The organism is Parasedimentitalea psychrophila (assembly GCF_030285785.1).
In the GTDB taxonomy this organism is placed as follows: Bacteria; Pseudomonadota; Alphaproteobacteria; order Rhodobacterales; family Rhodobacteraceae; genus Parasedimentitalea; species Parasedimentitalea psychrophila.
The window spans coordinates 3,683,233-3,708,762 of sequence record NZ_CP127247.1 but is presented as its reverse complement, the minus strand read 5'-3'; the positions used below and the strand labels follow the sequence as shown (position 1 = coordinate 3,708,762).

Here is a 25,530-nt window from a genome sequence, read left to right as displayed (position 1 = left end):
GCCTAGGCCTCTTCCATTCGGGTGGCTGAAATGCCTGCAGCATGACGCACCAGAGTTTCGGGGCTCAACGCGTCGCCCTCCAGCTCGGCTTCAATCCGACCGTCTCGCATCACGATGACACGATCCGACATGCCGATCACCTCGGGAATTTCCGAGCTAACCATGATCACTGACAACCCCTGCGCCGCCAATTCGACCATGAACTCATGCACCGCAGCTTTGGAGCCGATGTCGATACCCTTGGTGGGCTCATCCAGAATGATCACCTGCGGCTGTGTCGCCAACCATTTGGCAATCACCACCTTTTGCTGGTTGCCGCCCGACAGATTGCCCACGTCCTGATCCAAAGAGGCTGCGCGCAGGTCCAGACGCTCGGAATACTCGCGCGCCAGTTTGAACTCTTCAGCCAGTCTCAGAAACCCGGATTTCGAAGTACGTCTCAGTGACGGCAGAGTGATGTTCTGAAAAATTGGAAGACCGATAATAGTCCCCTGCTTACCGCGATCCTCGGGCACATAAACGATGCCGTTGGCCACCGCATCCGCAGGTGAGCGAATGATCTTAATGCGACCATTGATCTTGCAGACGCCCTTGGATGGTTTGGTAATGCCAAACAGTGATTGCATGAACTCCGACCGGCCTGCCCCAACCAAGCCATAAAACCCAAGAATCTCACCGCGTTTGAGGGTGAAATTGATATCCGCGAACTCGGTCGGGTGGGCATAGCCGACCACCTGCAACACGTCCTCGGCCACATTGGGTGTTCGCTCAGGAAAGATGTGATCGATGGTGCGTCCAACCATCAATTTGATCAGTGCGTCCTGGTCCGTGTCAGCAATAGAGCCAGCCCCCACAAAAGCGCCATCTCTAAAGACAGTGTAGCGATCGGCAATGCGGAAAATCTCATCAAACTTGTGGCTGATGAACAGGATCGCCTTGCCCTGCGCTTTTAGCGTCTCAATCAACTCGTAGAGCTCTTCGATCTCTTTATGGGACAGTGCGGCGGTCGGCTCGTCCATAATAACAACGCGCGCATCAACGGACAGAGCACGAGCGATAGCAACCAAATGTTTGTTGGCAATGCCAAGGTCGCGTAGCCGGGTGCTGGGATGAAAAGTTGCGCCGATACTTTGCAGCAATTTGGACGCGCCGCGCTGCATTTCGACCTTGTCGATCAGGCCCCAACGCGTGCGTGGCGCGTGACCAATAAAGATGTTCTCGGAGACCGAGAGTTCGTCAAACAGCACCGTTTCCTGATGGATCGCGGTGATGCCTGCGTCGGCTGCCGCATTTGCGTTTGAGAAGTTGACCGGCTCTCCGTCTATGCGGATGGTGCCGCCGTCGGGGTAATATATCCCAGTCAGAATTTTGACGGTGGTGGATTTTCCAGCGCCGTTCTCTCCGACCAGAGCTGTCACTTGGCCCGCATAAAGATCTAGTTGGACTGCATCCAGTGCTTTGACACCGGGAAATATTTTGGTGATCGCGTCCATCGACACGACGGGCAGTGCGCTCTCGGTCATTTCAGCTCTTTTCGGCTAGGTCGCGGTCTGGGCGAGTAGTTTAGCCCGGCACCTTTACAGCGCCGGGCCAATCCATGATTGGTTTAGAAGATCGACTTGAACGCGTCGATATTACTGGCATCATAGACAAACGGGTCAGCCATTGCGCCTTCACTGTTGTCGTCTAACGCAACTTCGCCCATGCGGCCCATTGGGATGGACTTTCCGGCTTCTGCCGTTGCAGTGCCACTGGCCAGATTGAAGGCGATCATCGTTGCGGCATAGCCCAGATCGATCGGGTTCCAGATCGCGAAGGATTTGGAGGCGCCACTCTCGATGTGACCAGCCATTTCTGACGGCAGAGCCAAACCAGTTACATTGATCTCACCAATCTTACCCGCGTCTGTCACAGCTTGTGCAGCGGCAACGATACCCACGGTTGTAGGTGCAATGATGGCTTTCAGGTTCGGGTAGCTGGCCATAAGGCCTTGCGCTTCGCGGTAAGATTTGTCTGCCAAATCATCACCATAAACCGTCGCCACAACGCTGATGCCCGAATAGTTGCCCGTCACTTTGTTCATTTCGTCGATCCAGATATTCTGGTTCGTCGCAGTGGCCGAGGCGGACAGAACCGCAACATCACCACCATCCGGCAAGTGATCGGCGGCCAGTTTGATGATCATATTGCCAATCAGCGGGTTTGACGATGGGTTCAGGTGCATCTGACGACCCTCAGAGGCTACGCCACTGTCCCAACTGATCACGGTGATGCCTCGGCTCATGGCTTTTTTCAAAGCGGGCACCAGTGCGTCAGTGTCATTTGCTGAAATCGCGATGGCGTCAACGTTCTGAGCAATCAGCGCATTGATCACCTCGATCTGGCCTTCGGCAGTGGTGTCAGTTGGACCAGTATAGATGATCTCGACATTTCCCAACTCAGCTGCGGCCTCTTCGGCACCTTTTGCAGCAGCTTCAAAGAAGCCAATGCCCAATGCCTTGACGACAAGCGCGATGCGCACTTTTTCTTCAGCCATAACGGGGGCTGCGAACATCGTTGCCGCTATCGCCGCTGATGCCATTGCCTTCTTAAATACACTCATGGTTTCCTCCCTGGAGTGGTTGCGATTTTGGGGAACTTAAGACGCCGCCCCTTCTTTTTGTGCAGTGTTTGTCGGTGCAACGATGAGTTTCACATCCGCCGCCTCAAGCATCGCGGCTGTACGGTCGTCGATGCCGTCGTCAGTGATGATGGTCGTGATCCGGCTAAGCGGACACAGGATTAGGCTGGACCGGTTGGCGAACTTAGAGCTATCAACCAGCACCACCAGTTCCTCAGCCTGACCAATTAGCTTTGTCTCAGCTTGGATCAACAGCGGATCCTGCTCCATTAGGCCCAGCGGTCCAATGCCCTGCGCGCCCATGAACATGCGTTTTGCATAGAAATTTCGGGTCACATCGTTGTCAAAGGGCGATAGGATGATGTTCTGCTCGCGGTAGATCACCCCACCAGACAACAGCACCGTATTGCGCGTGTTTTTCAGCAGATGTTCGGCAATCGGGAATGAGTTGGTAAACACCTGCATCTGCAGCGATGCCAGTGGGTGCACCATCTGAAACGTCGTCGTGCCCCCGTTGATGATGATCGGGTCACCATCCGCACACAGCTCGACCGCAGCCTTGGCTATGGCCTGCTTTTCAGCACTATTGATTGACTCATTGTAAGAAAACGGCCGTCCTGCCAACCCAACAAAAGGTGCGGACATCAAAGCCTCAGCTCCACCGCGGACCCGACGCAATTCCCCCTGACTATCCAGCGTTCTGATGTCACGGCGCACAGTCGCCTCCGAGGCCCCGGTCAGCATACACAGATCAGCCACAGTCACGACAGACCTGTCTTGGACCGCTGATAAAATTACTCTGTGTCTGTCTTTCTCGTGCATCGACCAGTCTCCATTTTGGTGGCCTCAAGGTGGAGCGAGTCGCCACCTTGTGTCAATCATTAAATGTCACGTTCAGTCACTCTGCGTCGCAGCATGCTCAATATTGATCGTTTATGATTGACATATCATGGTCTGAGAGCCAGCCTAGCGACAAGAAAGCGCAACAATATTTGCCGTTGATGGAGACGATGATGCCCGACGCCACCCAGAGCCAACCTCTTGAAAACAAGTGGGATGAAGCCCGCGCCGAAGGCATGAGTGAGCCAGAAAAACTTCTCTATCGCTCCAACCTTCTGGGGTCAGACAAGCGAATCACGAACTATGGCGGCGGCAACACCTCGGCCAAAGTGATGCAAGATGATCCGCTGACCGGGGACGCCGTCGAGGTGCTCTGGGTTAAAGGCTCGGGCGGCGATGTGGGCTCCATCAAGATGGAAGGGTTCTCGACATTGTATATGGAGAAACTGAACGCCCTGCGCGGCATCTATCGTGGCGTGGAGTTTGAGGACGAAATGGTGGGATACCTGCCCCATTGCACCTTCAACCTGAACCCACGGACTGCATCCATCGACACGCCACTACACGCTTATGTACCGAAAAAGCATGTCGATCACATGCATCCCGACGCGATCATCGCCATTGCAGCAGCCAAAGACAGCTCGGCGCTAACTCAGCAGATCTTTGGCAACAGCATCGGTTGGTTACCATGGAAAAGGCCGGGCTATGAATTGGGCCGTTGGCTGTCAGATTTCTGTGCGGAAAATCCAGACGCCAAGGGCGTTGTACTGGAAAGCCACGGGTTGTTCACCTGGGACGATGATGCGCGGGTTTGCTATGATCTGACGCTAGAGATCATCCAGACCGCAATGGATTGGTTCGCAGTTCAGACCGAGGGCAAAGATGCCTTTGGCGGGGCCATTCACGCCAGCCTGCCCGCTGATGAACGCCGCGCAACCGCAGCCCGCCTGATGCCAGCCATTCGTGGCATGGTCTCAGGCGTTCAGCATATGGTTGGCCATTTCACCGACAGCGACACGGTTTTGGACTTCGTCAACGCCCAAGACATGAAACGTCTTGCGGCACTTGGCACCTCTTGCCCTGACCATTTTCTCCGCACCAAAATCTGCCCGCTGGTGGTCGATTTTGACCCCGCCAACCCGGACGTGGACGCTACGCTGGCCGGTCTGGGTGATGCCGTCGCCGAATACCGCGAGGGCTACAGGGCATATTACGACCGCTGCAAGAAAGACGACAGCCCCGCCATCCGCGACCCCAACGCCGTGGTCTATCTGATCCCTGGAGTTGGGATGCTCACCTTTGCCAAGGACAAGGCAACCGCGCGGATCTCTGGCGAGTTCTATGTTAATGCGATCAACGTGATGCGCGGTGCCGATGCAGTTTCCGAGTATAAAGGCCTGCCCGAGCAAGAGGCCTTTGATATCGAATACTGGCTGTTGGAAGACGCCAAATTGCAGCAGATGCCCAAGCCCAGATCTCTGGCCGGTCGTGTGGCGCTGATCACCGGCGGCGCCGGTGGCATCGGATCCGCCACCGCCGAGCGTTACCTGCGGGAGGGCGCCTGTGTAATGCTGGCTGACATCGACGATGCTGCTTTGGCGGAAGCCGCCGTCAAACTGATCGAACACTATTCCCCAGACGTGGTGCGCACAGTCAACATGGATGTCACCAGCGAAGACGCTGTCGCAGCGGCCTACGCAGACACCGCAACGGAGTTTGGCGGTGTTGATATTCTAGTCTCAAACGCAGGAATCGCCAGTTCGGCTCCGGTCGAAGAAACCAGCCTTGAGATGTGGAACACCAACATGGCGATCCTCTCCACCGGCTATTTTCTGGTCAGCCGCGAAGCGTTCAAGGTGATGAAAGTTCAGGACATGGGCGGCGCAGTGGTCTTTGTCGCTTCCAAAAACGGTCTTGCCGCCTCGCCCAATGCTTCGGCCTATTGCACAGCCAAGGCCTCCGAAATCCATCTGGCCCGCTGCTTGGCACTGGAAGGCGCACCACAGGGTATCCGTGTCAACGTGGTGAACCCGGACGCGGTACTGAAGGGGTCGAAAATCTGGTCAGGCAACTGGCTGAAGGAACGCGCTTCTACCTATGGTAAGGACAAGGAGGGTCTGGAAGAACACTATCGCCAGCGCTCGCTGCTGAAACGATCAGTCCTGCCCGAGGACATCGCCGAGGCGGCCTATTTCCTGGCCTCTGATCTGTCGGCCAAATCCACTGGTAATATCATCAACGTGGACGCAGGCAACGTCCAGTCCTTTACGCGCTAGGGAGGCGGATCATGATCAACGCGGATATCATCGCACAAGACAACACCCGCGCCGCAGCGGACTTGAGGGCCGACTATGACGCCTTGGGCGAACATCTGGATCGTCGCGGAATCGACATCGCACAGGTCAAGGCCAAGGTCGCCAAATACGGCGTTGCGGTGCCCAGCTGGGGCGTTGGCACCGGCGGCACCCGTTTCGCACGCTTCCCCGGCCCAGGCGAGCCGCGTGGCATCTTTGACAAGCTTGACGACTGTGGCGTGATCCAGCAGCTGACCAAGGCCACGCCCTCGGTTTCGCTGCATATCCCCTGGGACAAGGCCCCCGCCGCCGACCTGAACGCCAAGGCCGAAGAGGTTGGTCTTACATTTGATGCGATGAACTCGAACACCTTTCAGGATCAACCGGACCAGACCCACAGCTACAAATTTGGCTCTCTGTCCAACACAGATGCTGCGACGCGCCAGCAGGCCGTTGATCACAACATCGAATGCATCGAACTAGGCCAGCAGATCGGCTCCAAAGCGCTGACCATCTGGGTTGGCGACGGGTCGAACTTCCCTGGCCAGACCAACTTCACCCGCCAGTTCGAGCGGTATCTGGACGCCACCAAACAGGTCTATAACGCCCTGCCCGACGATTGGACGCTGCTGACCGAACACAAGATGTATGAGCCAGCGTTCTACTCGAGTGTGGTGCAAGACTGGGGCACCAACCTGCTGATCGCTCAGCAGATGGGCGACAAGGCGAAATGTCTGGTCGATCTGGGCCACCATGCGCCCAATGTGAACATCGAAATGATCGTGGCGCGGCTGACTCAATTTGGCAAGTTGGGCGGTTTCCACTTCAACGACAGCAAATACGGCGACGATGATCTGGATACCGGCAGCATTGATCCCTACCGTCTGTTCCTAGTGTTTAACGAGCTGGTCGAAGCCGAAGCTGACCCTGATTTCAACCCGATGCACATGCTGGACCAAAGCCACAACGTGACCGACCCCATTGAAAGCCTGATGGTTTCGGCGATGGAAGTGCAGCGCGCCTATGCGCAGGCCTTGTTGGTGGATCGCGCGGCCCTGGTCGGGTTTCAGGACGACAATGATGCCCTGATGGCAACAACAACGCTGAAACACGGGTTTCGCACCGATGTTGAACCCATTCTTGCCATGGCGCGTTTTGAGGCTGGCGGCGCAATATCCCCTGTGGCGGCCTATCGTGCCTCGCAGTATCGGGAAAAGGTTGCGCAGGATCGGCCAGAAGTTACCGGCGCAGGCGGCGGTATTGTCTAAGTAGGCTTTCACTTCCCATACGCCGAACAAGGGTTTTGAGGCTTACAAAGCAAAGGTCTAGAAACCGACACCGTACCAACTTAGGGAACGTCTGATCAACACGCCCACTTGGCAGTCTTGATCTGATTATAACTTGGTTGGTCGGTTTTACTTCGGTTCAGGCGCCACTGCCGACCTGTTGGTCGTCGGCTCCCATTATTGCCGGACTCCCCCCGTCATGCCGTCATCTTCTTTCGGACCAAATACTGATTACTGCGGGTAAACAGGCTGAACAACTGGGCTCGGTTAGTTTTCCAAGCCACTATCGCGGGTCTTGATGTAGCGGAACTGTCATTTCAACACCCGGAACGGATTCTCGACTCTGGACCTGACTTCGGCGATGACACGGTTGATGTGCTCATCGGTTAGATGCAGTTAGCCTCCCTTGGCTGTCTTGCGCAGATCTCGCCGCATCCCAGAACGTAATTTAAGCGATCAGTGAACGCAGCAATCATAGAGATCGAACGCCAACAGTCCCGCGAATACGGGGTGTAAGATGTTGTTATGTGGTTGTAATTATTGGTTGCGGGAGCCTGCAACCAGCGTTGTCGAACAGAGCTAAAGGGCATTATTTGAGAATTCCACTACTGAAATGAGGCTGCTTTCGCCCGTAAGTGGACTCCGGCGGCTAAATCCTGCGTTCAAATTCCAGCAGCAATGTTTGGCGGAAACGACGTCCGATCCTGTCCACATTCTGTTCAGTGTATTGCACCACGGGTTGACCTTGTCTTCCCAGGTAGGAAGCAAACCGTGCTACTATATCTTTCGCGAAAGCCGGTGAAATCTGAGAGACCGGCGTCCCAAACTGTTCTTCAATATTGCCCAACACAATCGACATCACTTGTTCGAAATTCAAAAAACCCTCATCGATAAAAGATGTGCCAGGCAAAGCATGAAAAGTTGGACCGTTGTTGTTTGATCTAAGCATATCGAGCAGCTGCGTTTTACGGCGGTCATTTTGCCTTTTCCCTGGCAACCTGGCAGTGCTGCATAACTCAGCCTGCAGGCGATTCACATCGTGAATCCATGAGCTTAAAAGGGTGGCATGACGAAGCCCTCACCCGCCCGCTACCGCACGACGAACTGGCCCAGCTAGTGAGTTATTGAAGGCCCATCGGTTCGAGCCCAATGGCGAACGCCGCCCTGAAGAAACGGGGATCATTGCTGATCTGGTTGGACAGGGAGATGACTTGGTTTGCGCCGAATGAGGGTCGCCCTCGCCGTCCGACATTCTTCTCCGATGCCGCAATCCAGTTTTGCCCATTGCCCGGCAGCACGGGCCCGAAACGAGACCCAGACCGACAAGCTACCGAAATCCAAATCCGCATTGCACTGATGAACCGCTTCTCGGCCCTCGGGACGGCCGAGATCAGCCGCGTGGCTTGAACTCAATGGGGAAAGGGGAGATCACGCATCAGGCGTCAGTTCTGCAACAACGCCAGTATGGAACCGCGTTCTATTGTCTTGGTTGACATTCTCGCACCTATTTCCATCTGGTCATGCTGGGCTTCGTCTGGCCTTATTTCTTCATGGTTGATGTCACAGAATGAAACCGGTGACCCGTTCAACAAACCAATAGGCGGCAATGCTGCCAACAAAGTAGATAAATGCGGTGTTCAGCATACCGGCGCTGCGCCGCAGTCTGGCGTCAATAATGGGTGCAAACCGCGTCACCAGAACGGCAAGCAACAGTACAGCCGCAACAAAAGCCAACTGGCCAATTTCAACGCCTAGATTAAATCCAAGCAGCGCCATCAGCAGGTCGCTCTCGGGCAATCCAATCTCGCGCAGGGCTTCAGCGAACCCTAGACCGTGCAGCAGGCCAAAGGAAAACGACACCAGCCAGGGCCACCGCTCGGACAGGCGCAGGCTGCCATCGCGGCGTTTGGCAAGCTCGACCGCCAGAAAAACGATCGACAGGGCAATCACCGCCTCGACCGGAGGGCCGGGAACCACCAGCCATCCCAACGAGGCTGCAGCGAGTGTGATCGAATGAGCCAGCGTAAATGCGGTAATCGCGCCAACCAGACGCCGCCAATCGTGGATCAGTAGCAGCAGCGCAAACACAAACAGCAAGTGGTCAAATCCGGCGAGGATATGGTCGGTGCCCAGTGCAATATAGTCGGCCAGAACCCGAAACGCGCCGGGGTTTTCCGGCAGCGCAAAACCGGGCTGATCGGGGGTCAGGCGGCTGGTGAAGCTGCCGCCCTCTAGATCCTGAAAACGGACCAGAACATCGGTGTTGGTGCTTTCTAACCCGTCGATGGTGATGTGTTGACCGACCAGCCCGCCTTCACACTGCGCAGTCCAGCGCGACACCCAGGCGGTGCCATCAAAGCGCGGCGCTGGTGGGCTGCGTAGGTCACAATTCTCCGGCAGCAGCACATCCATTGCCATCGGTTTGCCTTTGACAGCGGGCTTGCGCCAGAACAGGCTGTGCGCATCGTCAGACAGGGCCTGAATTTCCAGATAGCCGGGCTCCAGTGCGTGGGCCTGAACCTGTGCGGTATTCAGCGTCATCAGTAATATCAGTAAGGCAAGGAGGCGAGCCATCACGAGGCGTCGTCTGCAGTCGGCAGTGTGATTTCATAACCCTGACGCAGAGATTGATAATACTGGTCCAGCACCTCTTGGCGCTTGGAACTTTGCCAGTCCTGAAACACCTTATCAGCGACTTGCTCCAGAGCTGGATGGGTGGTCGGGGATTTTCCGGTCAACCGAACCAGATGCAGGCCATAACCAGACTTTACCGGGCCTGACCACTCGCCAATAGACAGGGATTCCAGTGACGCGGCAAATCCGGTGCCAAAGGCGCTGTCCAGCACCCGCATCGAGGACATCTCAACTCGCTCTGGGAGAAGGCTGGGGTGGCGGAACCGTTCTGGGTCAGTGCCATTCTTTAGCGCCGCCAGCGCGGACGCGACGGTGTTGGCGGCGGCTCTGTCACCCAGATAAAATTGCTCCAGGGCGAACTGCGGAGGGATCTGGTAGTTTTGGGAATTGGCTTGATAAAAGGCCTCTAACTCTCCGTCTTCAGGCTCAACTGCCTCGGCGATAGAGGCGGCAAAGAACTCCATTTTTTGACGCAGCCGCCTGTTGATAACGGTGTCGCCCTGGTCCATTCCCAGATCCAGCGCTGCATTGACCAGAACCCGATCCCGGATCATCTCTTCGATCATGGAGCTGAATTCCTGCGGCTGGGGTTTTCGTTTCCAAACGCTTTCGAACTGGGCAGACAGCGCTGACAGATCAGCCTGGGTGATGACGATCTGTTGGCTGGTTGGCGCGGTCGGTCTGTCATCAAACACCGAATAGGCGGCAAAGATCAGCCCCCCAATCAGTAGAAAATGAACCAGGGGTTCTTTGACGATGCGGGAAATCATGTTTGTGGTGATTCCGTTTTTGATCTTGGGGGTATGCCCCGCGACAACTCGCAGGGCATAAGCGCGTTAGCCTTTGGGGCTGTACCAGATCGGTGTTGTGTAGGCGCGTTCCTGTTGCTCTGTTGGAGCGCCTTCAGGCAGGGCGACGCCGAATTTCACCACATCATAAAGATACCAGGGCGGGGTCGGAATCTCGAGCACCCGTGCGTAGTAAAAGGCGCGCTGGGTGGGATCGAATTCCGGGTCGCTCCAAACGGTGATCAGTTCGGCGGCACCAATGGTGTTGGTCCAGGTGGCCGAACTTACGTCAACAGTACTGCCCACGGCGGGCAGTTTTCCATCTGCGCCAGCCTCGCGATTGTCAGACCAGGCAACGTCATAGACTTTCTCGTGAGTAGTGCCGTCGGCGTCGAGCCAGCCCTTGATGACCTGTACGCGGTCCAGATTGGCGCCAATTGGATCGCGCAGGGCCGCAACCAAAAAGCTGGGGGATTTGCCATCTGTAGGTTCGCCCAGATCAGCCCCCATTGGGACGCCCTTGGCATAACCAACAGCGGCCACATCACGGCGGCGTAGGTCGTTGGTGGAAAAGTCATAGCCGCCAAAAAATCGCACAGTCATGCGTGGGCCAGTGGTGCCATAGACTTCTTTGCGGTCCATCGCGTCGAACAGTGATGCACGGGTGTTGTCCTTAGCCCAAACAGCGGCAAGGCCGGATGACACCATTTGCCATGCGTAAAGCGCTCCGTTTTCGTTCTTCATAAAGGCGTGCTGAAGGCGTTCAGCGTTGGGTTCATAGCCTGAGTGTTTGCCGAAAAAGTTGTCTTCTTCGACTGCGGGTAATGAGTTATGCGCGTCGGTGGCACCGATCTGGCCGAACTTATATGGGTTGGTACCGAATTTTTCTTCCAGCAGCAGGCCGTTCTTTAGTGCCTCACGGGAATATTCGCCGGCCAACATCTCGTCGGTCTTGGCCTCGGACAGGTCAAGGTTACCCTGATCCCATGTGCCGTAATCGGCAAATTCGTCATCCGGCGACAGGAACGGGTGGGCTTCGCCGTCGCCCTTGATCTGGGTGACCTCGTACATGCGCTCCCATTTGGCACGCTGTTCGACATACATCTGGTCAATCTCGCGGCCGGTGTATTGGGCATCAACCGGGAACATGATGCCGTTGGACAGGTTGCCGTTATGAGCAAAGGTCATCGCGGCGCCGTTGGTCTTGGCCTCATAGTTTTCCAGATATTCGTATAGTTTCAGCGGATCGGTGCTGCCGACCGGTTCCTGGGTGGTATAGGGGACCACCTGACGGGCACGATCGCCATTGTCCCTGAAGATCACGTTGCGGTGCATATTGCCGCCCCTAACCAGAGAGGTCCATTCAAAGCCGATGAAGGCGGTGAACGTGCCGGGGTCATTATGTTTCTCAGCGGCGTCGATCACATCGCCCCAGATTGTCGAATAGCGGCGCGAACCGGGAGAGTAATTGGCGAACATTTCCGGGTCCATTTTACCCTGCGAGAATGTGCCGATCAGATCGATTGTGGCGTCCACCGCCGTTTGACCGCCAGCGTTAAAACCTTTGGCCCAACGCGCGCCCTGTTCGTACTGGGTGACAATAGGGGCCGAGGCCAGAACGTCCGTGATCAACCCCAAGCCATCCGAATGGTCGGTGATTGCCAGCCAGTCCAGTGGGCGGGCCAGGCGGACCTCTTGCCCCGAGGAGGCGGTGACTTGTTGACCGCGAGCAAAGCGATAGGCCTCATCCAAACCCAACCGGTTGCCAAAGCCGCCCGCATCCATCGACAGAGCGGTGTGCAGGTGGCTGTCGCCCCACAGCGGGCGCTCGGGGAAGTTTCGATCAGCATATGGGGAATAAGGGGTACCCTCAGGGAACAGCGCATTCAGCTGACCTTCGTCAACCGTCATTTCCTGAGCCAGAAGTGGCAGGGGAAGGACAAACATTAAGGTCGAGATAATAGGCGAAAGGTAGAACTTTTTCATCGTTACACTCCAAATAATTAATTGGTGTTACGTTGCACTGGTGGGGCAGTGTTGGGGCAGTGTTAAGCTGGCATTCTTAAAATCGAATTCTATAGGCTGTATAGTGCCGGAGTTCTGCGGCTCAAACAAGCCTTTGGTCTTTTCAACCTTGAGCTTAACAGGTCTGTCGAGCTGAAATTCTTCAAGTTTGGCTTTTGAGACTGTTACGTTGGAATCGGCGGTGGGTGCAGCCAATGGATAGCCGCGAAAATGAGCAGCCTGTGATAGCAATAACGAATTGCAGCGCAGATATTAGTAGTGAAGGGCCGGTATCCGCTCTTTCCAGTAGTGAAACCGTGAGCCCCTCAGATGCCCCCCAAATGGTTGATTTCGCAAAGTGGGTGGGTTCCTCGCCTGCCCTCAGGTGGCCTGAGTGGGCATTTCTGCCCCCCCTACACGGCCAATCGAGAGACCTCGACCAATCCGCAATCTAAAATAGCCTGGTAGATTTTGGGCTGCGTGTGACGCCATCAAGAGCCCAGACCTATCAGGCGCAATATCGCAAAGGTGGAAGAACCCGGCGCGTGTCCATTGGGCGGCATGGCAAGATTACCGTGGACGAGGCGCGCAAACTCGCCAAGGAAGTCATGGGACAGGTCGCAAAGGGCGAGAACCCTGCCGAGGATAGGATTGGTAAGGCACGAGGAAAGTACCGACTGACGTGAGATCGGCACAAAGGGCGGGAACCGGTCATTCGCTGTAATCTGACGAATAACCGAGTTGCGGGACAAAGCGGACTTCTCCTGCGGCTCAAGGGGTCATCGCAACGATGGAAACCAGCGCGCCGTGTACTAGCTATGAGCGCCAACAGTGCGGCGCAAGCCGATCACTTGAAAACCGCTATCCGATTCCTACAGAATGCTGTCTGGGGAGATCAACTCGACTAAGACCAAATCGACGAAATCGAAGCGCAGCGGTTCGCCGCCATCCTTGAAGCCCCTGAAGTCAACAGTATCGCCGTTGTCGATCCAGACGTCCTCTACCAGCCGCGTTGTACTGGCCATGCTGTTGGCGAACGGGCTACCCAGATCTTCGTTCCAGATGAAGCTGTCGACCTCCACCCCATCCACATCGACCGCGAAACTGGCAGCACCGTCGTTCTCATCATAGTAGCCGATAGTGAGATTGTAGATGCCACTTAATCCGTCAAAATCAAAGCTGGCGCGCTGTTCGCCCGCATCGCTCGCTTTCAGAATTTGACCGCCGGAGGAACCGCCAAGCGAATTGACGACGAAGCCCTGATCGCGATCCATGCTCTCGGCTTCCACCCGAGTTACGGGCGCAGAGCCGGCGTTGACTATCGTGATCTGGTCGAAGTTGGTTATCTCACCTTCGCCGCTCTGCACCACGATGGTGTCTCCGAACCCATCGTCAGGTCCGAAGTTTATGCTCACCGACGAATCCCCCTCGACAAAGCTGTTCAGGCTGTGGCCGCCTAAATCGATCACATCAATCCCGGGTTCATAGTCCTCGATAAAGGAAGAGTCGCCAGGGACGCCGTTGACCAAGTTTGAAAAAACGAATGTGTCGCGTCCCGGACCACCAAAAAGAAACCCCGGAGCGAAAAGAAAGTCATCACCTGGACCCCCGAATAGCTCGTTGCGCCAGCCATCTATGCCTAGAACTTCTCCGCTTGTCAGCGTGTCATTGCCAGTTCCGCCCACCAGGGTATCGATTCCGGCTCCGCTATCGATCTCGTCATTTCCTGCGCCACCAAAGATCAGGTCGGCATCATCTCCGCCGAGTATGGTGTCATTGCCCGCAAATCCATGCATCACAACCGGGCCGTTCGGGGCGGCAGGCGCCTGAAGCTGATTGTCTCCAGAGTCACCGATGACAAAAACCTCGCCACCCTGTTTGCGCAGGAATCCGTAATCGATCCCGGAGGCAGAGGAGGCGGCGTTGAGATAGGTGTCGGCGGCAATGTCAGGGTCGTTGGTGGCCGCCGCATCGCCTATGGTCTGCCACATTTCCCCATAGACCTCCTGCCCGAAGTCTTCAATGACCCGGGCGTGGAACGAAACCAGCAGGCCAGAGCCATCCCAGTCGATCATGCCACCAGGGACGCCCGGAGCGTCGTTCACATCAATCGTGGTGCTCCAGTCAAGCGCCGGATCCTGAAGATAATACTGGCTCAGATCGTCGAGAAGTTCGTCCCGCAACGCATCATAAGAATAGCTGTTGTTGTGCCGCGCCGGGTCGAGACCGGCCGCCTCCACCGCGAAATAGCGGTTGGCGACAGCAAAGGTCACCGGCACGTCGATCGGCATGGCGCCGATCTGGTCGGAATAGAACCAGAAGTTTCGCCCCAATTCATAAAACAGGATCTGATGATATTGGTTGTTGTCGCGGACGTTGTCATACATCCATGTGTTGAAGTAGGGCTGTGCCCAGATCTCAATTCCGGTCCAGCCCAGAAAGCCGCAACCGGCGCCGCAGGTCTGTTCGACCACGGCGATTGTGCCAAGGCCATCGATATGACGCCCTGCAAGCAATGCTGGTTCGCGCCCGGTAATCTCGCGGTAGAAACTCCACCCCAGGTCAAGTGCGGCGACAATCTTGTCAAGGACATCGTCATCGTATCTGGCTGCATCAGCCAGTGGTGTCAGCAGAGCGATATCCTGACCGCGCCGGACCTCCATTTGGATATTGGACAACTCACTCAAAAACGGGTTGTAAATTAGCGTCTCGATTCCTGAAGCGCCGGCAAAATCGATAAAGTCAAAGCGCAGCGGTTCGCCGCCGTCCTTAACTCCGACGACTTCAATCACATCGCCTTGATTGATCTCGATGTCCGTGATCATACGGGTCGTGGCTGTATGGTGGTTGGCGAATGCACCACCGCTCCTTGTGCTGGCGCTTGCATCGCCGAAATCCTGATCCCACAACCAGTTGTCAATTTCGACGCCATCGACGAGGACGGCAAAGCTGGAGACGCCATCATTCTCGTCGAAATACCCGATAGTGAGGTCATAGGTGCCGGCCGGACGATTAAAGACGTAAGAGGCACGCTGCTCTCCGCTCCCATCTGCCTGCAAGACTTTGCCGTCCGATGCAGAGACCTGTGACTTGACCTGGAACGCGACGTCGCGCGTGAAGGTTTCTGCCTCGATGCGGAAGGGCGCGAGCGGTGGCTGGTCATCGATGGCGACGGTGAACGAGGCCAGATCGGCGATCGCCTGCGCTGCATTGAACGAAGCGTCGAAAACCTCAAGGGCGTCGAGCGAAACTGAATAGATTCCGTTGTCAGCGGGATCCCAGGTGCCGCCCGGGGCCGCGATCGTGTAGGTGACTGTACGCGGAGATCCATCCGTGGGTGTATCGACCGAGTAACCTGTGACGTCCACGTCAAAGCCGCCAGGTCCGGTCACTCTGATATCTTCCGTGTCGAAAAACCGGACATCCAGCGCGACATTGTCCGAATAGGTCACGCTGATCTCGGCCGATGCGGTCCCGGCCTGCGCAGGCCCGATATCAGGTGCGGTTATGCTATCAACGACAGGCGCGATCGAATCCAGTGTCGAAGGCACGAAATCGACATAGTCAAAGCGCAGCGGCTCGCCGCCGTCCATAAATCCCGACACTTCGATCACAAAACCCGGATCGATCTGGACATTTCGAATTACGTGGGTTGTGGCGGTCATCGAATTGGCCAGATGACTGCCGAGCTCCTGGTCCCAGGACCATTTATCGATTTCCCAATCTTCTACTGGATCATCGAAGCTCACGTAGAGCTTCGAGACACCGTCATTCTCGTCGAAATACCCGAAAATCAGGTCGTAGGTATCGGGCGGGAGGTCGAATTCATAAGTGGCACTTGCCCAGCCCGTCCCGTCGGCCTGCAAGACCTTGTCACCTGATGCAGGGGCCAGGGATTTGACTTTGAACCCCTGCCCTATTGAAAAAGATTCGGCTTCTATTCTAAAGGCCATAGTCAACTCCCCGCAGGGCGGACATTCGCCGTTTTCGCGTGAGCTGGGGTGCTGGAGGCACAATTAGTGGAGTAACATTCGGCACCTAGCAACAGCGATTGCGACGCCGTTCGCAACTGAGGTGCGCATGTTAGTCCTGCAAGCCAATTGATTCAAGTGTAACTTCCAGCGATACTCCAAAAACTCGGCGAACCAAAGTTAAGATGTTATTGAGGCTGCCCTTGATTGCGACGCTGGCGGGCAGACTGAGCTACCCCCGAAATTCGGACACTGACGTAAGCTATCATTTGCTGTCTGTTGATCTTCAATCTGAAGGAGATCTGCGATGTCGAAACGAAAGCAACATCATCCGGAGTGTTTGAGCGCGGGTTTCGGAAGAGTTCTGACGTTGACGAAGAACAGGTTAAAGAGCTGCATGCCAAGATCGGGGAGCTGGCCGTCGCCAACGATTTTTTGGAAAGAAAGCTCAAACCGTGGACCAGCCGGTGAGGCGTAAGATGATTGAGCCAAACCTGGCAGGCCTGCCTGTTGGCAAGCAATGCGCCAGATTAATGAACACTTCCTGAAAACACCGTTCTACGGCGTACGCCAGCCTGCCGGGACATTGCTGCGCAAGACCCTGTCGGCCGGTGGATGACCTGGCATCTTCGCAACGAAGGCCACCTGGTGAACGAGAAGCGCATCCGGCGGCTCATGCGGTTGATGGGTCTGATGCCGATCTATCAAAAGCCCAGTACCAGCAAAGCGGCGAAGGGGCACAAGATTTATCCCTACCTGCTGCGTAACCTTCGGGTGACCCGTCCCAATCAGGTCTGGTGTTCCAATATTACCTATCGACCGAGGCAACGTGGGTTCCGCTACCTGGTCGCGATTATGGATTGGCATACGCGCAAGGTTCTGGCTTGGCGCCTATCGAATATGCTGGAAGCAGGTGCAGAAAGTAGCTTGAGTCACGCCAGATACTGTCCAAGAATCGGGACGTAGCTCAGTCTTGCTCCGCATCGCCGCGTGCGGTTTCGTTTCCAGACCAGTTGCTCGGACCTCGACAAGGAACTATTAGCTTCGAGAAGGATGTCGGCTTAGTAATCGACAGAATGTAAGGGCACATGGTGTGCTGTACACTTAGGGTGTCGTAGCTGACACTTCCACGAAGTGTATTGCCTTCGAAATGTTCCGGAAAGTTGAATTTTTCACGAAATTTCAGAACCTTGCCCGCCTTTGGCCCTTTTTGCCGTAACTGCTTGTTTCACCTTGAATTTGCAGTGCAACTTTGTAGTGATCATGTGACGGGACTGCAGGCAGGCAAACCAGAAGAATGACAGACTATGATTACATCATCATCGGCGCAGGCTCGGCTGGTTGTGTGCTGGCGGAGCGGTTAAGCGCATCGCTGCGCCACAGAGTTCTTGTTCTCGAGGCCGGAGGTCGTGGCAAGTCGCCTTGGATATCGCTACCACTTGGATATGGTAAATCCTTCCACAACCCTGCGGTAAACTGGAGATACCACACCGAGGCGGAAGAAGCGCTGGCAGGCCGAAAGGGATATTGGCCACGCGGCAAGGTCGTTGGCGGGTCTGGCGCCATTAACGCGTTGGTCTATGCCCGCGGACTGCCGCAGGACTTTGATGATTGGGCGGCGGCTGGTGCGACGGGTTGGAACTGGACAGCGGCGCTCGAAACCTATGAGGCGATGGAGACACAAGTTGCTTCCGATGGCAGCCAAAGGGGCACGGGGCCACTGCACGTCCAGGATGTCTCGGACCAGATCCACCCCACCAATCGGCATTTCTTTGCGGCAGCACAAGAGCTTGGGCTGCCCGCTACGGACGATATCAACGGTCCGAAAAATGAAGGCGCGGCCGTCTACCAGATCAACACCAGCGGTGGGCGGCGGATGCATTCGGCTCGTGCCTATTTAGCACCAGCCCTGAAGCGGCCGAACGTCACCCTTTTGACCGGCGCGTTGGTTGAGGGTCTCGGGGTTGAGAGTGGTAGGGCCACATCTGTGCATGTTCGGCACAAGGGACGTCTTATGCAGTTCCGAGCTGGGCGAGAGATCATCCTGTCGGCAGGTACAGTAACGTCGCCGCGGATCCTCCAACTGGCTGGCATCGGCCCTGCGGGAATGTTGAAATCTCACGGGATTGCGCCGATCCTGGATAATCCGAATGTTGGTGGCAACCTGCAGGATCACTTGGGCATAAATTATTACTTCCGCGCAACGGAGCCGACACTGAACAATGTGTTGAGACCCTTCCACGGCAAGCTGCGCGCAGCTTTGCAGTATGCCTTGACGAGGCGCGGGCCGCTGTCGTTGTCGGTGAACCAATGTGGCGGCTATTTCAGGTCGGTATCAGAAATGGAGCAACCCGATCAGCAACTCTATTTCAACCCGGTCACTTACACCACGACGTCAAACGGTAAGCGTACCGTGGTACAGCCCGACCCCTTCCCAGGCTTCATCCTTGGCTTTCAGCCATCGCGCCCCACCAGCCGTGGACGCATCGACATTGGCGACAAAGACCCCGAGACACCGCCGCTGATCCGTCCCAATTCTCTGTCCACCGATGAGGACCATACGCAGGTCGTCGCGGGCGGTATGCTGTGCCAGCAACTGATTGCCACCACCGCGCTGGGTCAGCTGGTCGAAAGCGCCATGGATCCCGACTTGCGCGGTATGGCACCTGAGGAAATTCTCGCTGATTTCCGGGAACGCTGCGGCACTGTTTTCCACCCTGTTGGCACTTGCCGGATGGGCGATGATGCGGCTGTCTCGGTGGTCTGCCCACGGCTGAAAGTGCATGGAGTGGCTGGGCTTAGGGTCGTGGATGCCTCAGTGTTTCCGAACATCACCTCGGGTAATACCAATGCCCCAACCATGATGCTGGCCCATCGGGCGGCTGGCTTGATTCTGGAGGACAAATCATGAGCACCCCCTATTCAGCTTCCGGCGCAGTGCCGGTCAGCTACGTCCGCGGCAAGGAAGACACTGGCCCACGGATCCGTCGGATTGAAACCTTTTGCACCCCGTTGATTGGCTTTGTCCGCGTTACCGCCGAGGACGGTTCTACTGGCTGGGGGCAGGTCTCGACCTATAACAGCGACCTCACCTGCGAGATCCTGCACCGTCAGGTTGCCCCTTGGGCGCTTGGGCGCGGTATGGACGCCTTGGAGGAGGTGATCGCGGAAATCCCTCTGCGCGAACACAAGTTTCCGGGCACCTATCTGCGCCGAGCTATGGCCGGGTTAGACACCGCAGTCTGGGACTGGCGCGGCAAGGCGGCAGGCAAGCCGGTGGCGGAGCTTCTGGGCGGCTCTGCGGGTCCGGTCCGTGCCTATGCGTCCTCAATGCGGCGCGACATTACACCGCAAGATGAGGCGGCGCGCCTGATCGATCTACGTGACAAGTACGGGTTCGATGCCTTCAAGGTGCGGGTCGGTGCAGAATGCGGCCAGGACCGCGACGAATGGCCGGGCCGAACCGAAGCCATCATTCCCACCATCCGAAAGGCTATGGGCCCCAATGCGGCGCTATTGGTCGATGGTAATTCCGGTTTCAGCCCCGTCCGCGCGATCGAGGTGGGCCGGATGCTCGAGGACAATGGTTATGAGCATTTCGAGGAGCCGTGCCCCTATTGGGAACTAGAGCAAACCGCTGAGGTGACGCGTGAACTTGCCATCGATGTCTCCGGCGGTGAGCAAGACTGGGACCTGCAGCAGTGGAAACGGATGATCGCGATGCGAGCCGTGGACATTATCCAGCCCGACATCCTCTATGTGGGTGGCATCGCGCGCAGCATGGAGGTCTCCCACATGGGCCATGAGGCTGGTCTGCCTTGCACCCCGCATTGCGCCAACCTCTCGCTCATTACGCTCTTTACCATGCACATGCTGCGCGCCATTCCCAATGCGGGCCGCTATCTCGAATTTTCGGTCGAGGGAGACGATTACTACCCCTGGCAGCGCGATCTGTTCCTGAATGACCCCTATACAATCACCGATGGCAAGGCTCTTGTCTCGGAGGCACCAGGCTGGGGTGTTGAGATCAATCCCGAATGGCTTGCCAAATCCACCTACAAATGCAGCGAGGACGCCTGATGGATTTTGCTCGATGCCAGTTCTTTGCCTGAAGGCCTGCTTAGTCCTGCACCAGCGCCATCGCCCAACCAAAAATGCGGCGGCAAGCACAAGTGGCTGTTTCGGCGCATCGTACACCTCGAGCGGCATGAGTGGTCGTTCGCTCCAGTTGGATCAACAACAGTGAACCACCACAAAGTCCGCCCCGCCGACGTCCATCCAGTAACTATGCTGCACTATCGAAGAACGGCAGGAAGACGAATGCTGCAGCACGGCATCTCTACTCTTTCTGAGTAACCGGAACGGGCCGTTCCCGTCGGCCTGGCACATCTGTCCCCCTGAGCTTGCAAAGATTGCTATCTGCGGCGGTTTCAACGGGTCGGCGCAACACTTTAGTCTTTATGGAAAGATGGAGTGTAAATCATGGCCTATCGCCGCAGACATTTTTTTATAGATAAACAGAAGTCAGAGATCTGGGATCGTTGGCAACGCGGAGAGTCGATGAGTTCGATTGGACGTGGATTTGATCGTGCATCATCATCGATTTATCCTCTGCTGGCGCGCACCGGTGGTATCCGTCCGCCAGATCGCATGAGGTCCCGTTTGGCTCTGAGTTTGGCTGAACGCGAGGAGATATCACGAGGCCTGACTGCGCAACTATCTGTGCGATCAATTGCGAGATCCTTGAAACGGTCTGCGTCGACCATCAGCCGCGAGATCCGGCGCAACGGTGGCGCCAAACTTTACCGTGCGGCTCAATCAGATGCAGCGGCATGGGCTCGCGCCCATCGCCCAAAGCCCTGCAAACTGGCAGGCAATATCTATCTATGTCCACTGGCCGGCAGTCGATACGAAGTATCGATGAGAGGGGGCGATATCGGCCAAGCTGACCCGCAAATGGTCCCCGCAACAAATCGCAGGATGGCCGATGCGCGAACATCCCGATGATGAGAATAAGCGTGTTTCTCACGAGACGATCTACCGAAGCCTATTTATCCAGACACGCGGCGTACTTAAGAAGGAGTTACTGTCGCATTTACGGGCGAAGCGATCCATTCGCCGCGCACGGAACGCCACTATGAAGCGCAGAGGCCTTGGCCAAATCAAGGATGCTATATCCATCCGTGACAGGCCGGTAGAGGCTGAGGATCGCGCCGTGCCAGGGCACTGGGAGGGCGATCTGATTGCAGGTTCCGGCAACAGTTTTATCGCCACTCTCGTCGAGAGGCATACGCGTTATGTGATGCTGGCCAAGGTCGGAAATAAAGACAGTCACAGCGTTATTCAGGCGCTTATAAAACAAGCTCACAAGCTGCCAAAAGAGCTCTATCGTTCACTGACATGGGACCGTGGAAGTGAAATGGCGGGGCACAAGATGTTCACCTTGGCGACCGATATCGACGTCTACTTTTGTGATCCGAGGTCACTGTGGCAACGCGGCACGAACGAAAACACCAACCGTTTGCTGCGACAGTACTTCCCAAGGGGCACAGATTTGTCGGTACATAGTCAAGCAAAGCTGAGTGCTGTCGCAAGACAGCTCAATGAACGACCTCGAAAAACGCTAGGGTATGAGACACAAGCCGAGCGTTTCAATGCATGTGTTGCGTCGACCCGTTGAAACCGCCGCCCATAACCGACCCTGGTGCCAAGTACGTCTAACAACCGCTCCCAGCCCTTTTACGACATTCGCTTTAGGGTCAGGTCTCATAACCAAAATAAGACGATTGCGGCGGGCGCAATGGCAAAGAGGAAGAGTTCAGGGCATCTGTCATAACGCATGGCGATGCGTCGCCAGTCTTAGCTTGCTGAACATGTTTTCGATTTTGTGGCGGGATTTGTACCGGGACTTGTCATGCAAGATGATCTGTTTGCGCGATTTTCGTGCCGGAATGCAGGGCTCAATCTTCATATCTTTCAACCCATTACGAAACCAATCTGCGTCATATCCACGATCAGCGAGCAACCATTTGGCCCTCGGAAGGGACGCCATCAGGGCACGTGCGCCGATGTAATCACTCACGTTTCCAGCGGTCAGCAACAACCGGATCGGGCGACCGAATGCATCGGTCACGGCGTGCAGTTTTGAGTTCAAACCACCCTTTGTCAGCCCAATCAGGCGGGTTTTGCCCCCTTTTTAAGAGCCAGGCTTGATGCCGTTCAGTGCGCTTTAAGGTGGGTCGCATCAATCATAAGCACGTCGGTCTTGTCACCCTCGCGGGCCAACTCCATGAGAATGCGAGCGAATATCGCCTTGCGGCTCCAGCGGACCCACCTGTTGTAGAGCGTCTTCGCAGGACCGTATTCCGCTGGGGCATCCCGTCACCTTAACCCATTGCGGTTAATAAATATTAGTCCGCTCAGGACACGTCTATCTTCCCTCTCGGGACATTGCTATGCAATGCCCTGCCGGGCAGTGAACGCGAGGCTTCCCATGCGATTTCGGAAAGAACGGCTTAAGGCGGGGCATCTGGGAGTCCGTTAGCCAGAAAAGATCGCTCATATCACTGCTCCTGTTTGGGGACAGTGATTCAGACTTCCATCACAAAATCAATGGGTCCTGACCCTAAAAAATACCTATCTATGCGATCATGCGGGTGTAGCGAAACCCTCCTGTGCTACTGGTATTTTGACCCGGACGAACGTCTAATAGAACTTGGAGTAATCGATGAAGAATAAGGGTCAATACCCCGCCTGGCAGCGCCGTCATGAGGCGGTGCTTGAGCTGCGGTTGAAGCGTACCGTTGCCCATATGTTTCGCTAGAAGGATATCTGAGCAGCAGTGCCAGGTTAACACCAATCGGCAGCTCCAGCGTCATGGGACAGCCTTCATTGTATTAACATATTTTCTTAGCTTTTTGCTTTCCTGCACTTTGATGCAGACGCTGGTTTGCTGGATGCCTGAGACTGAGACTGAGACTGAGACTGAGACTGAGATAGCAAAGACTCAGAGGTGGTCCGAGGCGACAATCCAGACTTCGTTGTTGGGAAATTGTTGCCTTCGAGCATAGTTAGGCTACCGTTTGCCCGCGTTATTGCGCAAATAATTGTAACAATGAGATTAGTATAGGTGGTATCGCGGATGTCTAATACCCAATACGATTTCGTTGCTGTTTTGATGAACAGCACCAAGGAAGCACGTGACGCGAGGAATGTGCTTCAGAAGCTGGCAGAAAATAAGCTGTTGAAGCTTGAAGACGCGGTAATCGCGCACAAACACTATAGTGAAGTTCAGCTCGACAAGATGGTAGACTGGGAAATTCCGGGCGCTATCGGAGGCGCTTGGTTGGGTATTTTGGTCAGTGCAATCATCTCGCTTGCCACGGGTGGAGCGGGTACTGGCATTGTAATCGCGGGGGCAGCTGGTGGCTTTGGAACGGGCCTTGCCGCAGGTCTTCTGGCGGACGTGGGTATTCCAGATGCTAAAATGAAAAGTATAGTCAACGCAGTAAAAGGAGATGGTGCCGTTCTGTTTGTCTTAGCAAAAACAGAAAATATCGGGGAAGTTCTGGATCACATGGCAGGGTTTAGTGGCGAAGTAATTAGCTCAACTCTTTCTGCGGATACAGAGCTGCAAATCAACAATGCACTAAATTCAAGCGGCTGAGGATTTAGGGACGTGCCTCGGTGGATTTGTATTGATCCAACAAACGGGATCGGCGCATTTTTTGATCGGAATGATGGTTGTGGATTTTGCCATTATGCCCTGCGCCTGAGCTGCCAAGTTTCCCGCCACAGAACGAGGAAGACCGCAATCGTACTCAGCAATATCAATCCTCGCCTCAAAGTCGCCGGTGTTGGGCACCCTGGTCATTGGGAGGCAGCCACAGGATTCGAGACCGATGCAGGTAGAACGGCCTCAAACGCACACCCACAAAGGTTGACAGCCATCATCTGGTCGCGTTCGACGACGGTCTCTTCATTCAACAATTCAGCCAGAATATCAAAATAAGTTGCGTCCCGTGGGTCCACATTTTGATAGGGGTGGTCAAAGACATCTATGTGCATGCCTTTCCGGTCTGGGTCATTGTAGGGGTAGACATTAATATTCTGGATCATACCCCGGGCCTCATTCATGTCGTTATCAGAGAATGAGGCGGGAATTACCCGAAAGTTGAAAAAGGAAATATTGCGTTCGGTGTGCACAGGAATATATCCGTTGGGCACAGTACCTTGGTATGACGCGGGAAGGATGATGTACTTGCCTCCAAGGCCTGCATCAGCGCCCTTGGACCCAACATCAGTCAACGGCGTTTGAAAGCTATCCATAATGGTTCCAAAGATGTCCGTTCTTTGCGTTACCGGAGGAAGCTCAACGACGACCGGCGTAAACTGAGACGTCTTGATGACACTTTCGACGTACAGCGAGACCGAATTCGGCGTCAGAATCTGATATTTCCAGTTTGCTTGATCAGATAGATAACCAATGTCGTTGTAGTCGCCGCCCAGTTTTCGGATTGCATCCAGCGACAAGGCCACTCCCATAGCACCTTGTGACCAAAACACGGCTTCCTTTGCACGATGATAGGCTTGCTGAGATTGAACGTCCTCCAGCGGAGTAGCCAGCGAAGCTGTGCCGATAAAGGTCATTGCGATGAGTGTAGAAATCAAGCTTTTCATATCGTTGTCCAAACCGTTTTTGATCTGTCAAATGGCTTGAAATTTGAACCAGCCGCGATTTCGATAAACAGTTGGGTGCCGTCTTGGCCACAAACACAGCCGCTACAAGCCTGAGCCTTACACGGATTCACTGTCTGCAGCAACAAACCGTCTGATCGGGGTCAGCGAAGTAAATAAACATGACGCAATATAAGTGGGCCATTTCAAATCCTTACGCATGGAAAACATGATGGGACACATAGATGCTCACCTCTTTCCCGCTGCCTGTCGCAGTTGGCATAGCTCTACCGTGCATCCTAAATTGGGACTTTGATAAAGGGGTTTCTACGCCTCCATCCGTAATATCGACAGCAACAAAGGCATCAAGGCCTCTGAACCGCTGACCGATACTGGAAAGTCTTGATGGGCGCGCTA

Annotated in this window: 16 protein-coding genes and 5 pseudogenes; 11 read left to right on the top strand and 10 right to left on the bottom strand. The window is 55.4% G+C overall.

Annotated features, from left to right (window positions below; all coding sequences use genetic code 11):
* Positions 1-2: 2 nt before the first annotated feature.
* The 3 genes from QPJ95_RS17965 to QPJ95_RS17955 all read right to left on the bottom strand — a co-directional run bounded on the left by QPJ95_RS17965 (position 3) and on the right by QPJ95_RS17955 (position 3,442).
* On the bottom strand, positions 3-1,523 hold the full coding sequence (locus QPJ95_RS17965; protein WP_270920797.1) for a sugar ABC transporter ATP-binding protein: 1,521 nt from the start codon (positions 1,521-1,523) through the stop codon (positions 3-5).
* An 83-nt stretch (positions 1,524-1,606) separates the two neighbouring features.
* Positions 1,607-2,602, bottom strand: a complete 996-nt coding sequence (rhaS, locus tag QPJ95_RS17960; RefSeq protein WP_270920798.1) for a rhamnose ABC transporter substrate-binding protein — start codon at positions 2,600-2,602, stop codon at positions 1,607-1,609.
* 36 nt (positions 2,603-2,638) lie between these two features.
* Positions 2,639-3,442, bottom strand: coding sequence for a DeoR/GlpR family DNA-binding transcription regulator (locus tag QPJ95_RS17955; protein WP_270920799.1), 804 nt, complete (start codon positions 3,440-3,442; stop codon positions 2,639-2,641).
* A 191-nt stretch (positions 3,443-3,633) separates the two neighbouring features.
* On the opposite strand from QPJ95_RS17955, the gene QPJ95_RS17950 reads away from it, so the two are divergent.
* Both QPJ95_RS17950 and rhaI read left to right on the top strand, forming a co-directional pair.
* Positions 3,634-5,736: a bifunctional rhamnulose-1-phosphate aldolase/short-chain dehydrogenase gene (locus tag QPJ95_RS17950; protein ID WP_270920800.1), complete on the top strand. Its 2,103-nt coding sequence runs from the start codon at positions 3,634-3,636 to the stop codon at positions 5,734-5,736.
* Between the two features lie 11 nt (positions 5,737-5,747).
* Positions 5,748-7,022, top strand: a complete 1,275-nt coding sequence (gene rhaI / locus QPJ95_RS17945; RefSeq protein ID WP_270920801.1) for an L-rhamnose catabolism isomerase — start codon at positions 5,748-5,750, stop codon at positions 7,020-7,022.
* Between the two features lie 667 nt (positions 7,023-7,689).
* Here rhaI and QPJ95_RS17940 read toward each other — a convergent pair.
* Entirely contained in the window at positions 7,690-8,076 is a 387-nt protein-coding gene (locus tag QPJ95_RS17940) for a hypothetical protein (protein ID WP_270920802.1), read from the bottom strand.
* 30 nt (positions 8,077-8,106) lie between these two features.
* Here QPJ95_RS17940 and QPJ95_RS17935 point away from each other — a divergent pair.
* Both QPJ95_RS17935 and QPJ95_RS24330 read left to right on the top strand, forming a co-directional pair.
* A pseudogene (locus QPJ95_RS17935) lies at positions 8,107-8,321 on the top strand (transposase); the annotation flags it as partial.
* A 27-nt stretch (positions 8,322-8,348) separates the two neighbouring features.
* Positions 8,349-8,447: pseudogene (locus tag QPJ95_RS24330) on the top strand (IS5/IS1182 family transposase); the annotation flags it as partial.
* A gap of 153 nt (positions 8,448-8,600) precedes the next feature.
* On the opposite strand, the gene QPJ95_RS17930 reads toward QPJ95_RS24330, so the two are convergent.
* The 3 genes from QPJ95_RS17930 to QPJ95_RS17920 all read right to left on the bottom strand — a co-directional run bounded on the left by QPJ95_RS17930 (position 8,601) and on the right by QPJ95_RS17920 (position 12,448).
* Entirely contained in the window at positions 8,601-9,581 is a 981-nt protein-coding gene (locus tag QPJ95_RS17930; protein ID WP_270920803.1) for a HupE/UreJ family protein, read from the bottom strand.
* A 32-nt stretch (positions 9,582-9,613) separates the two neighbouring features.
* Positions 9,614-10,444: a peptidylprolyl isomerase gene (locus QPJ95_RS17925; protein ID WP_270920804.1), complete on the bottom strand. Its 831-nt coding sequence runs from the start codon at positions 10,442-10,444 to the stop codon at positions 9,614-9,616.
* Between the two features lie 66 nt (positions 10,445-10,510).
* Positions 10,511-12,448 carry a DUF3604 domain-containing protein gene (locus QPJ95_RS17920; protein WP_270920805.1) on the bottom strand — a complete coding sequence of 646 codons (1,938 nt, stop codon included), beginning with the start codon at positions 12,446-12,448 and terminating at the stop codon, positions 10,511-10,513.
* Positions 12,449-12,948: 500 nt separating this feature from the next.
* Between QPJ95_RS17920 and QPJ95_RS17915 the strand changes: the two genes are divergently transcribed.
* Positions 12,949-13,152 carry an Arm DNA-binding domain-containing protein gene (locus QPJ95_RS17915; RefSeq protein WP_270920806.1) on the top strand — a complete coding sequence of 68 codons (204 nt, stop codon included), beginning with the start codon at positions 12,949-12,951 and terminating at the stop codon, positions 13,150-13,152.
* A 186-nt stretch (positions 13,153-13,338) separates the two neighbouring features.
* Here the strand turns inward: QPJ95_RS17915 and QPJ95_RS17910 are convergent, their stop codons facing one another.
* Positions 13,339-16,419: a M10 family metallopeptidase C-terminal domain-containing protein gene (locus tag QPJ95_RS17910; RefSeq protein WP_270920807.1), complete on the bottom strand. Its 3,081-nt coding sequence runs from the start codon at positions 16,417-16,419 to the stop codon at positions 13,339-13,341.
* 297 nt (positions 16,420-16,716) lie between these two features.
* Here QPJ95_RS17910 and QPJ95_RS17905 point away from each other — a divergent pair, with 297 nt between their 5' ends.
* The 5 genes and pseudogenes from QPJ95_RS17905 (at position 16,717) to QPJ95_RS17885 (ending at position 22,117) form a co-directional block, all read left to right on the top strand.
* Positions 16,717-16,908 (top strand): hypothetical protein, encoded by a 192-nt coding sequence (locus tag QPJ95_RS17905; protein WP_270920808.1) that lies wholly within the window; start codon positions 16,717-16,719, stop codon positions 16,906-16,908.
* Positions 16,909-17,076: 168 nt separating this feature from the next.
* Positions 17,077-17,349 (top strand): annotated as a pseudogene (locus tag QPJ95_RS17900) (DDE-type integrase/transposase/recombinase); the annotation flags it as partial.
* Positions 17,350-17,734: 385 nt separating this feature from the next.
* On the top strand, positions 17,735-19,348 hold the full coding sequence (locus QPJ95_RS17895) for a GMC family oxidoreductase (RefSeq protein WP_270920809.1): 1,614 nt from the start codon (positions 17,735-17,737) through the stop codon (positions 19,346-19,348).
* Positions 19,345-20,517 carry a mandelate racemase/muconate lactonizing enzyme family protein gene (locus QPJ95_RS17890; protein WP_270920810.1) on the top strand — a complete coding sequence of 391 codons (1,173 nt, stop codon included), beginning with the start codon at positions 19,345-19,347 and terminating at the stop codon, positions 20,515-20,517. The genes QPJ95_RS17895 and QPJ95_RS17890 overlap by 4 nt, the downstream gene beginning before the upstream one ends.
* 402 nt (positions 20,518-20,919) lie before the next feature.
* Positions 20,920-22,117: pseudogene (locus QPJ95_RS17885) on the top strand (IS30 family transposase).
* A gap of 86 nt (positions 22,118-22,203) precedes the next feature.
* Here QPJ95_RS17885 and QPJ95_RS17880 read toward each other — a convergent pair.
* Positions 22,204-22,999: pseudogene (locus QPJ95_RS17880) on the bottom strand (IS5 family transposase).
* A gap of 579 nt (positions 23,000-23,578) precedes the next feature.
* Here QPJ95_RS17880 and QPJ95_RS17875 point away from each other — a divergent pair.
* The gene (locus QPJ95_RS17875) at positions 23,579-24,103 is read left to right on the top strand and encodes a DUF1269 domain-containing protein (protein ID WP_270921229.1); all 525 of its coding nucleotides are present in this window, start codon (positions 23,579-23,581) and stop codon (positions 24,101-24,103) included.
* Positions 24,104-24,306: 203 nt separating this feature from the next.
* On the opposite strand, the gene QPJ95_RS17870 is transcribed toward QPJ95_RS17875, so the two are convergent.
* Positions 24,307-25,116 (bottom strand): DUF1254 domain-containing protein, encoded by an 810-nt coding sequence (locus QPJ95_RS17870; protein ID WP_270921228.1) that lies wholly within the window; start codon positions 25,114-25,116, stop codon positions 24,307-24,309.
* Positions 25,117-25,530 lie beyond the last annotated feature (414 nt).